General features: G+C 71.4%; 6 protein-coding genes. 3 read left to right on the forward strand and 3 right to left on the reverse strand.

The features are described from left to right. Positions 1-176: 176 nt before the first annotated feature. From DVH02_RS30900 to DVH02_RS30910, 3 genes are all read left to right on the forward strand, one after another. The gene (locus DVH02_RS30900) at positions 177-1,034 is read left to right on the forward strand and encodes a helix-turn-helix domain-containing protein (RefSeq protein ID WP_114627153.1); all 858 of its coding nucleotides are present in this window, start codon (positions 177-179) and stop codon (positions 1,032-1,034) included. 373 nt (positions 1,035-1,407) lie between these two features. Beyond that, positions 1,408-1,617 carry a DUF397 domain-containing protein gene (locus DVH02_RS30905; protein WP_114627154.1) on the forward strand — a complete coding sequence of 70 codons (210 nt, stop codon included), beginning with the start codon at positions 1,408-1,410 and terminating at the stop codon, positions 1,615-1,617. Between the two features lie 295 nt (positions 1,618-1,912). Next, a complete protein-coding gene (locus tag DVH02_RS30910; protein ID WP_114627155.1) occupies positions 1,913-3,562 on the forward strand; it encodes a sodium:solute symporter family protein in 1,650 nt (549 codons plus the stop codon). Positions 3,563-3,641: 79 nt separating this feature from the next. Here DVH02_RS30910 and DVH02_RS30915 read toward each other — a convergent pair whose 3' ends face one another. From DVH02_RS30915 to DVH02_RS30925, 3 genes are all read right to left on the reverse strand, one after another. After that, positions 3,642-4,757, reverse strand: a complete 1,116-nt coding sequence (locus DVH02_RS30915) for an ADP-ribosylglycohydrolase family protein (RefSeq protein WP_114627156.1) — start codon at positions 4,755-4,757, stop codon at positions 3,642-3,644. Positions 4,758-4,949: 192 nt separating this feature from the next. After that, the gene (locus DVH02_RS36850; protein ID WP_267899090.1) at positions 4,950-8,327 is read right to left on the reverse strand and encodes an ATP-binding protein; all 3,378 of its coding nucleotides are present in this window, start codon (positions 8,325-8,327) and stop codon (positions 4,950-4,952) included. Between the two features lie 110 nt (positions 8,328-8,437). Next, complete coding sequence (locus DVH02_RS30925) at positions 8,438-9,673, reverse strand: DUF418 domain-containing protein (RefSeq protein ID WP_114627157.1); 1,236 nt, start codon at positions 9,671-9,673, stop codon at positions 8,438-8,440. Positions 9,674-9,764 lie beyond the last annotated feature (91 nt).

A 9,764-nucleotide genomic window follows, 5' to 3' on the forward strand; every position in this document is an offset into this window, starting at 1 on the left:
CGTCGCACGCCGGTCCGCGCGCGGACCGGCGCGAGGGCGCGCGGACCGGCGTGCGACGAACCGCGCAGACCGGCGCATTCACCTCTGTGGTCATTTCCCAGCGCAGTTGGGACCTTTGGTGGCAGTCTGCTGAGCAGTAGATACGTACAGCTACGCAGCCGGAGGTGCAGTTTCCCGTGGCGTCCAACGTCAATCCCACCGTCAGGCGACGCCGATTGGGCCAGGAGTTGCGGCGGCTTCGCGAACTCAAAGGCATGACGGCCGAAGAGGTGGCGGAGCGCCTGCTGGTGTCCCAGTCGAAGATCAGCCGGCTGGAGAACGGCCGTCGTTCCATCAGCCAGCGCGATGTGCGCGACCTCTGCGGGGTGTACGAGGTCGAGGACACCCGCATCGTCGACTCGCTGATGCAAATGGCCAAGGACTCCCGCCAGCAGGGCTGGTGGCACGCCTTCGGCGACATCCCGTACAGCGTCTACATCGGACTGGAGACGGACGCGGCCTCGCTGCGCGTGTACGAGCCCCAGGTCGTTCCGGGGCTGCTCCAGACCCGGTCGTACGCGGAGGCCCTGATCAACGGCGCGCTGCCCGAGTCGGCGGTCCCGGACGTCGAGAAGCGCGTCGGGGTACGGATGCGCCGCCAGGACCGCGTCAACACGCCGGACAACCCGCTGCGGCTCTGGGCCGTGGTGGACGAGGCGGCGCTGCGCCGGGTGGTCGGCAACAAGCAGCTGATGCGGGAGCAGTTGGAGCATCTCGTCGAGCAGTCGCAGCTGCCGCACGTGACCGTGCAGGTGTTGCCCTTCGAGATGGGCGCGCACCCCGGAATCACCGGGCACTACGCGATTCTGGAATTCCCCGACGCCGCCGACTCCAGCGTGGTGTACATCGAGGGCGTGACGAGCGACCTCTATCTGGAGAAGGCGAATGACGTGCAGCGGTACAGCGTGATGTACGAACATCTGCGCGCCCAGGCGCTGAATGTCGATCAGACGCGCGTTTTCATCGAGGACATCGTGAAGGAATACGCCCTCTGAGGAAGCGCCCGCCCCGGAGCCGAGGGCCGCACGGGCATGGGCGCAGGCACGGGACCAGGCGCAAGGCCAGGCACGGGACCAGACATGAGCAGGGGTACCAGCAGGGGCACAAGCCGGGACACGAGAGGGCAGACCGACCGGGAGCGAGAGAACGCGGCCCTCACCGCTTTGGGAGGGAATGCCGAATTCACCCCGTTCGACCCGCACAGCGGAGGCAATGTACACCTCAACACACCTCCTCGGGAAGGCTCTCCCGGCATAAGCCATCAGTACGAGTGAACGGCTGCCCCGCCCATCGAGTGAGGCGAGTAGCGTCGATCATGCCAACAAGAAGTTGGCGCTATTTTCCTTCACTTGCTGAACCGGAGCGAACATGGCAATTCTTCAGGGCGCTACGGACACGTGGACGAAGTCCTCGTACTCCGGCGGAAACGGCGCTTGCGTAGAGGTCAAGTCCCCCATCGTCCAGGCCATTGCCGTCCGGGATTCGAAGGCCCCCGAGGGGCCGTCGATCTCCTTCGTACCGACCTCATGGAACACGTTCGTGCAGGAAATGAGCAAGGGCGCCATCGACCTCGACTGAGGCCGCGGCACCCCGCGACAAGCACCGCAGAAGAGCCCTCTCGACCGGTCCGCCGTCCTGGCCGAGGGGGCTCGGCCATGCCCGCGAGCATGGCCCGCGCACCCCCCTCGGGCAAGCCCCGGACGCGCCAAGAACGGGCAAAGCAGCGCGGATCCAGCGGTTCGACCCCGTGACCGTGGTTCAGGTCCATGACCAGCCATCGCTGTGCGAACCCTTGACCCACCACCGAACCAGGCGATAAATGAAGCACGGACGAAGCGCTCCATGTTCATAAGGCGGAACCCCTGGAGGGGATATGAACAGCCTGGACTGGACCGTGCTCATCGCGTATTTCGGCGTGATGATCGCGATCGGCCTGTGGTCGCACAAGCGGGTGGACAACGTCAGCGACTTCTTCACCGCGGGCGGCAAGATGCCCTGGTGGCTGTCGGGCATCTCGCATCACATGTCCGGCTACAGCGCGGTGATGTTCACCGGATACGCCGGTATCGCCTATCTCTACGGCGTTACCTCGTTCGTCACCTGGTCCCTGCCCATCGCGATCGGGATCGGGATCGGCGCGAAACTCTTCGCGCCCCGGCTCAACCGGCTGCGCTCGCGGCTGCACGTCGCGTCGCCGCTGGAATATCTCAAGAACCGGTACGACCTGAAGACGCAGCAGGCCCTCGCCTGGTCGGGGCTGTTACTCAAGATCGTCGACGTCGGCGCCAAATGGGCCGCCATAGCCACCCTGCTCTCCGTCTTCACCGGTATCTCCCTCCATCAGGGCATCCTCATCACCGGCGTGATCACGGGCATTTACTGCACGGTGGGCGGGCTGTGGGCCGACGCCCTCACCGAACTCGGGCAGTTCGTCATCCAGCTCTTCGCCGGTATCGCGATGCTCGTCGCCGTGATGGGCAAGCTCGGGGGCTTCAGCGCCCTGTGGACGGTCTGGGACAAGCTCCCCGACGGCCACGCGGAGCCGACGGCGGGCCCGTACACCGTCACGTTCCTGCTGGCGTTCCTCTTCATCAAGACCTTCGAGTACAACGGCGGCATGTGGAACCAGGCGCAGCGCTACATGGCGACCTCCAGCGCCCGCGAGGCCACCCGCTCGGCGCGGCTCTCCGCGATCCTCTGGCTCGTCTGGCCGCTGGTGCTGTTCTTCCCGATGTGGTGCGCGCCGCTGCTGGTGAAGGCCCAGAAGCCGGACGCGTCGGACTCGTACGCGCTGATGACCGAACAGCTGCTGCCGCACGGGCTGCTGGGCCTGGTCATCGTCGGCTTCTTCTCGCACACGATGGCGATGTGCTCCTCGGACGCGAACGCCATCTCCGCCGTCTTCACCCGGGACATCGCGCCCGTCCTGTCCAGGGCGGCCCGCGACTGGTCGGCGCGGGCGGCGCTGGTGGCCGCGCGGCTGTCGACCATCGCGTTCCTGGCGCTGTCGATGGCGATCGCGACCCAGGTCAACTCGCCGACGTTCAAGGACATCATCACCGTCGTGATCAAGTGGGTGGCGGGTCTGATGGGCCCGATCGCGATCCCGTTCATGCTCGGTCTGCTCAAGACGTTCCGCAGGTCGGGACCGACGGCCGCGATCGTCAGCTGGGCGATGGGGCTGCTGGCCTTCTGGCTGGTCAACTATCCGATCAACTGGAACGTGGACGGCGGGGTGCCGCTCCAGTACCAGGTCTCGGTGCCGCTGGCGGTGTCGCTGGTGCTGTACATCGCGATCGGCTTCCTCAAGCCGGAGGACACCCCGGAGCGCGATGTGCTGCTGGCCCGGATCAACGGGCAGGGCGACGGCGACGGTTCGGGTCTGACGGCGGCCTCTCTGCGGGTGCCCGCGCAGGCGCAGGCGAAGACACCGACGCGGACGGAGCCGGGAGACGGCGCGACGGCGCGGGAGCGCGGAGACGGAGACGGGGCCGGGGCCGGGGACGCGGGCTCGGGCACCTGACGGCCCACGGCCTACGGCCTACCGCGTACGGCCTACGGAGGCGCGGGGTACGGCGCGGTGTGTCGGGGAAGGGACGGCCTCAGCCGCGCGGGTACCGCGTCAGCCAGCCCGACGCGGTGTCCTCCGGGCCGTGCAGCGCGCGCCCCTGGGTCATCTCCATGGCGAAGTCGTCGGCGATCTCCAGCACCGTGGACCGGCCCTCCAGCTCCGCCACCCACGCGGGCGGCAGCGCCGTCTCCCCGTGCAGGGTGCCGAGCAGCGCCCCGCACAGGGTGCCGGTGGCGGCGGAGGGTCCGTCGTGGTTGACGGCGAGACGCAGCCCGTGGCGTACGTCCTCGGCGACCAGCGCGCAGTACACGGCGACCGCGAGCGCGGACTCCGCGGTGCGCCCCTCGCCGAGCGACGCGACCGTCTCCGGCCCGGGTACGCCCTGCCGCACGGCGGCCAGCGCCTGCTGGAGCGCCTCGGAGACGGGCTGGTTGCCGGGCTGCGGCGCGATCAGGGCGAGGGCCCGCCGTACCCCGGCCTCCAGCGTCTCGCCGCGCGCCAGCGCGTGCACGATCACGGCGAAGGCGCCGGGCCCGAGGTACGCGCCCGGGGAGCCGTGCGTCTGCACCGCGCATTCCAGCGCCAGCTGCCCCACCAACTGCGGCTCCCAGCCGACCAGCAGCCCGAACGGCGCGGACCGCACCAGCGCGCCCGGGTCCCGCGCGATGGGGTTCTTCGGCCGGTCGAGCGAGCCCATGACGTCGTCGCCGAGCCCGGTGAGGGTGGAGATCGTCGGGTCCCTGCGCGCGTAGAGCCACTCCTCCTGCGCGAGCCAGCCGGTGTCCTTGCGGCGCAGATCGGGCCCCCAGTCCCGCTGCGTGGCGGCCCAGCGCACATGGGAGCGGTAGACGTCCGTGGGCGGATGCCAGGCGCCGGTGTCCCGGCGGATCTGCGCGCGTATCAGCCCGTCCACGGTGAACAGCGTCAGCTGCGTGGCCGCGGTGACCGCTCCCCTGCGCCCGTAGGCGGGTACGAGGTCCACCACACCGTCGCCGCCGTACGCGGCCCGCATCTCGTCGAGCGTGAGCGTGGACACCCCCGCGCCCAGCGCGTCGCCCACGGCACCGCCGAGCAGACAGCCCCGTACCCGGCTACGGAAGTCCTGCTGCTCCCCACGGCCCCAGACGGCACCGGACGGTGTGCTCACGCGCCCCTCCCTCACCCTGTGCCTCGCAGCGGCTGCGCAGCACTGTAATCGAAGGGGAACAGGGCGTTGAGCACGGGCCTTAGGCAAGCCTAAGGATCACGGAGCCGGTATGGGGGTCCGTCGTCCGGGAGGTCGCTTTTGGGGCGCCGCGAAGGAGTGCAAAGGTTCGGCGATGAACGGGTGACGGAACGGTTACGCCCAGCGAGCGGCCACGGCGTCCCGCGCGGCGGTGAGGCGGGCGAGGCGGGGGCGGAGGAGGGCGGTGTCGATGCCGGGGGCGTGGAGCAGTTCCTCGAAGTGGCGGACCAGATCGGCCAGGTCGTCCCAGTGCCATGCGAGCGCGAGCGCCTCGGCGAGCACCACGTCCAGGCGCGGCCGGTCGGCCCCGGCCGTCGCACTCAGCGCGGTGGCGTACGCCCGTACCCATTCCGGCCGCGGCGTCCGCGCCGCCACCTCCACCGCCCGCTCCACCGCCCGCCAGTCGGTCGCCGCGGCCTGGGCACCCGACCGCGCGGTCACGGTCATGGCTCGGGCGAGCACCCCGAACAACGGGTCGTCGCTCCGCAACCGCTCCGCCGTGGCGTGCGCGGCGTCCCACCGGCCGGTGCGGCGCTGCGCCTCGGCCCGTAGCCGCAGGTCGTCATCGTTGTCGTCGTCCGGGTACTCCAGCGCGTCCAGCTCGTCGAGCGCCTCGGCGGGCTGTCCGCCGAGGAGGTGCAGGCGCGCCCGCGCCCACCGGGCGAGGTTCGGGTACCGGGTGGCGCAGGAGCCGAGTTCCGCGCGGACGAGGTCGAGCCGTCCCATGGCCAGTGCGATGGTGATCCGGTCGCGCTGCACCCATGTGTACTCCGGACGGACCTCGGTCGCCCGGTTGAACTCGGTGAGCGCGTCGCCCAGCCGGTGCAGCGCGCGGTAGGACCTGCCTCGGTAGACGAAGGCGAAGCCCAGATCGGGGGTCAGGTCCAGGGCCCGGCCGAAATCGGCCACCGCCTCCTCGTGCCGCTCGCTCAGAGCCAGCAGCCGGCCACGCCCCAGCCAGTCGAGGTCGAAGGTCGGAGCCTTTTCGACGGCGCGGCTGAGATCGGCCAGGGCTCCCGGCAGATCGCCCAGCGCCTCACGCGCCCTGGCGCTCAGGGACAGCGCGAACGCGTTCTTCGGCTCGCGCTCGGCAAGCCGCTCGTAGTCGGCCAGCGCCTCCGTGAAGCGTCCCCGCTCGTACCGGACCGCTCCACGGGACATCAGCGCGAGGGGGGTGTCGGGGGCGAGGGCCAGCGCCCGGCTCAGCTCTCGCTCCGCCTCCTCGTGACGCCCGGCCCGCCGGTACAGCTCACCTCGTTCGTACGGGACCGACGCCGGATCGGTGGCGATCTCCTCGGCCAGGGCCAGCTCGGCCAGGGCCCGGTCCAGTTCGCCCAGTTCACCCAGCACCTGGGCCCTGCTGGTGCGCGCGCCCACGTCCGCGTCGTCCAGTTCGAGCACCCGGTCGAAATCGACCAGCGCCCCGGTCGGATCCCCCAGTTCCCTCCGGCAGACTCCCCGCGTGTACAGGTAGTCGCGGTCGGCCGGTACGAACGCGACGGCCCGGTCCAGCACGGCGACTGCGTCGGTGTACCGGTCGACGAAGCGCAGCGCGGCTCCGTAGTCGCCGAGGATCCACGGGGTGCCGGGGGCGAGTTCGTCGGCGCGGCTCAGGTCGGCCAGCGCGGCCGGCAGATCCTCGTGCAGCATGTGGGTGAATCCGCGGCCGTGATGGGCCCGGTAGTAGCCGGGGTCGGCTTCGAGCGACCGGCCGTACTCGACGAGGGCCCGCTCGTAGTCCGCGTCACGGCGCAGCTCCCGCGCCCGCACCTCGTGCGCCACCGCCCGCCCCGCCGTGGCCAGCCCCGGCCCCGGCCGGTCGAGCAGCAGGCCGAGCGGCGCCAGGACGCCCCCCTCGTCGTCGCCGAGCGCGGCCACCAGCCGCCGCCCCCACTCCCGTACCTCCGCGTCGCCGGAGTCCTCGCCCGCCTCGGCCAGCACCCGCGCCGCCCGGCGTGCCGTCGCCACGCCCTCGCGGCAGCCCTCGGCCACGTCGAGCAGCGCGTCGGCGAGCGCGGCGCGCGGTGCGGCGCACAGGCGGTGGTACGTCTCCTCGAAGCGCGGAGCGCGCCAGTGCGCGCGCTCCCACCGCTCGTCGGCGCGCAGATCGGCTCCGGCCGCTGTCCGCAGGTCGGCGAAGTACGCGGCGAGCGCGGTGTGGCGCTCGGCCCAGGCGCGCGGCGAGCGGGCGCGCTGGAGGCGCAGCATCGGGCCCCGTACGACGTCGTGGTAGCGGACTCCGCCGTCCTTGGGGGCCACGAAGGGCAGGGCGCGGAGCCAGTCGTAGAGCGCGGCCACGTCCGCACGTTCCGGATCGTCCAGTGACTGCCGCACCTCGCGGAACACGTCCTCGTCCAGCCCGCGCGGCAGCGCGCAGGCGAGGGCCGTGGATCTGCGGGCCGGGTCCTGCTCCCACTTGAGGAAGCGCTCGACGGCGGTGGCGCTGGGGTCGCCGACGTCGGCGGGGTCGGAGGGCTGGTTCTCCGCGAGAGTGGAGACGAGGACGGGCAGCCCGCCCGAGAGCCGCAGGATCTCCGCGACGACGGACTCGTCCGTCACGTCCTTTCCCGCCAGCAGGCGGCGCGTCTCGGGTTCGGTGAACGGTTCGAGGCGCAGCTCGGTCATGAAGTCCGCGAAGCCGCCCCAGCGGGCGGCGTCGAAGGGGCGCTGCCCTGCGACGGTCACCACCACCTGGACGGGCAGCGCGCCGTACGTCTCGGTGGTCATCAGCTCGCGCAGCCAGGCGTCCAGGAAGGGCGCGGTGCGTTCGTACGTGTCGAAGAAGAGCGCGATCCAGCGCGCGTCGTGCGCCGCCTCGGCCAGCTCGTCGACGAACACGGGGGTGAGCACCCGGTCGGGCGCGAGGACGAGCTGTACGTCCGCCTGGTCGCGGAAGCGCGCGCTCAGCGTGGCCCGCAGCCGGTCCGCCCCGGACGCGAGCCGGTCGGCGTCCAGCGCCCCGGCGAACGGCCCGACGACGGGGACCATCCCGAGCCCGATCACGCCCGCCGTGGCCATGGCGGCGGAGCCGGCCGAGGGCCGCCGGGGCTCCGGGGAGCCGGGACCCGGGGAGCCGGGACCGGCGGAGGCGCCGGGCGGCCCGGCGGCGAACACCGGGGCCGCCGCGGACTCGGCCTCGTGCCGTCGCTCCCGGTACGTGGCCAGCAGCCGTTCGAGCTTCTTGAACGGGTGCCCCTGGCGCTGGAGTTGTTCCGCCATCCCGGCGAGCGCCTCCGGCACGCTGCTCACGGACTCGTCCACGTACGCGGTCAGCGCGCCGCGTTCGCGGGCGGCCTGCTCCAGCTCCCGGACGAGGAAGGTCTTGCCGACGCCCGCGTTGCCCTGGATGTGGAACAGGAAACGGTGGCGTTCGTCCTCGGGCGCGTGGCCGAAGTTGTCGCGGAAGGCGCCGAGTTCGTCGCGGCGCCCGATGAAGCCCGTGCTGCGGCGCCGCCGGATCAGCTCGGCCATCGACGGCTGCCCGCGCGCCATGTGCCCCTCCCCCGTCGCCCGTCACCCGTCATTCTTCGCCGGTCACTCGTCGCCGGACATTCGTCGCCGGACATTCGTCGTCTGTCACTCGTCGCCGGTCACTCGTCGTCTCAGTCTGACAGCGAGAGCACCCGCTGGGCAGGGGGATCGCGCCGTACGCGCAGCGCGGGCCGCTCCAGGTAGGTGGCGGCCCGCAGCAGCCACTCGACGGGCCCCATCCGGAACCGCTTCAACCACCAGGCGCTCCACGCCAGTTGTATCCCGTAGATCGCCAGTGCGATGGCGATGACCCCGGCGTAGGGGACCCGGCCGACGAGGCCGAGCCCGATACCGGTGAAGATCAGCCCGCAGAGCAGCGACTGGCTCAGGTAGTTGGTGAGCGCCATCCGACCGGGCCGGGCGAGCGCCTCGGCCAGCCGGGCGCCACGCCCGGTGCGGAAGACGCGCAGGAGCGTGGCGACATACGCGGCGGTGAGGAAGGGCGCGGTGACGAGGACGCTGGTCTCGGCGAACAGGTCGTCGCTCCCGGCGAGGGTGTAGTACACCGAGCCGGCCAGTCCCACCGGGAATCCGACGCCCTGGATCAGCTTCAGCCTCCGCTCGTGGCGCGCCGGTTCGGCGAGGACCCGCCGTTTGCCGGCGGCCAGCCCGACCAGGAAGGCGGAGAACGCCAGCGGCCCCTGGAAGAAGAGGGTCAGCGGCACGACACCCGCCAGCGCCGACACCCGCTCGCCGATCACCGCCCCCATGCCGCCCCGCATCGCCTCGGTGCTGGCGCGGCCCTCGGCGAGGGACGCGGCGTGTTCCGCGGGGGTGGCGGTCAGGGCGGCGCCGTCGACCAGCGCCACGAGCGTCGCCAGCCCCAGGAAGACCAGCGCGATCGTTCCGGTGACGATCCCCGCCACCCACAGCGCCCGGCGCGGCGAGATCCCCCGCATCAGGAACAGCAACAGGCCGAACACGGCGTACGTCATGAGGATGTCGCCGTAGAACAGCAGAACCGCGTTGGCGACGCCCAGCAGGAACAGCGCCCCGGTCCGCCGCAGAAACCGCGGCCGGAAGGCGCGGCCACGCGCGGCGGCGGAGTCGATCTGGAGGGTGAGGCTGTAGCCGAAGAGGAACGCGAACAGCAGATAGAACTTCGACTCGAAGAAGAACCGGACCACGCCCTCGGCCAGTTCGTCGTGCCAGGCCCCCCGGGCCGGGTCGGGCACCATCGCGAGGGTGTAACCGCTCGCGAAGAAGGTGATGTTGACCATCAGAATGCCGAACAGCGCGACGCCGCGCAGCGCGTCGACGTCCCTCAGACGGCCGGGTCCGGGGCCGGGCGGAGCTGGTGTTGTCATACGTACGACCCTATGAACACACCTCGGGTCCCCGGAACCCGACCAAAGTAGATCGTGCCCCCCATCGGTCTCCGCCCGGCCCCGGACCCGG

The organism is Streptomyces corynorhini, assembly GCF_003346515.1.
Classification (GTDB): Bacteria; Actinomycetota; Actinomycetes; order Streptomycetales; family Streptomycetaceae; genus Streptomyces; species Streptomyces corynorhini.

Coding starts and splice junctions, on each gene's coding strand:
- DVH02_RS30925 (WP_114627157.1), bottom strand. CDS start 9,673: ATGACAACACCAGCTCCGCCCGGCCCCGGACCCGGCCGTCTGAGGGAC.
- DVH02_RS30910 (WP_114627155.1), top strand. CDS start 1,913: ATGAACAGCCTGGACTGGACCGTGCTCATCGCGTATTTCGGCGTGATG.
- DVH02_RS36850 (WP_267899090.1), bottom strand. CDS start 8,327: ATGGCGCGCGGGCAGCCGTCGATGGCCGAGCTGATCCGGCGGCGCCGC.
- DVH02_RS30905 (WP_114627154.1), top strand. CDS start 1,408: ATGGCAATTCTTCAGGGCGCTACGGACACGTGGACGAAGTCCTCGTAC.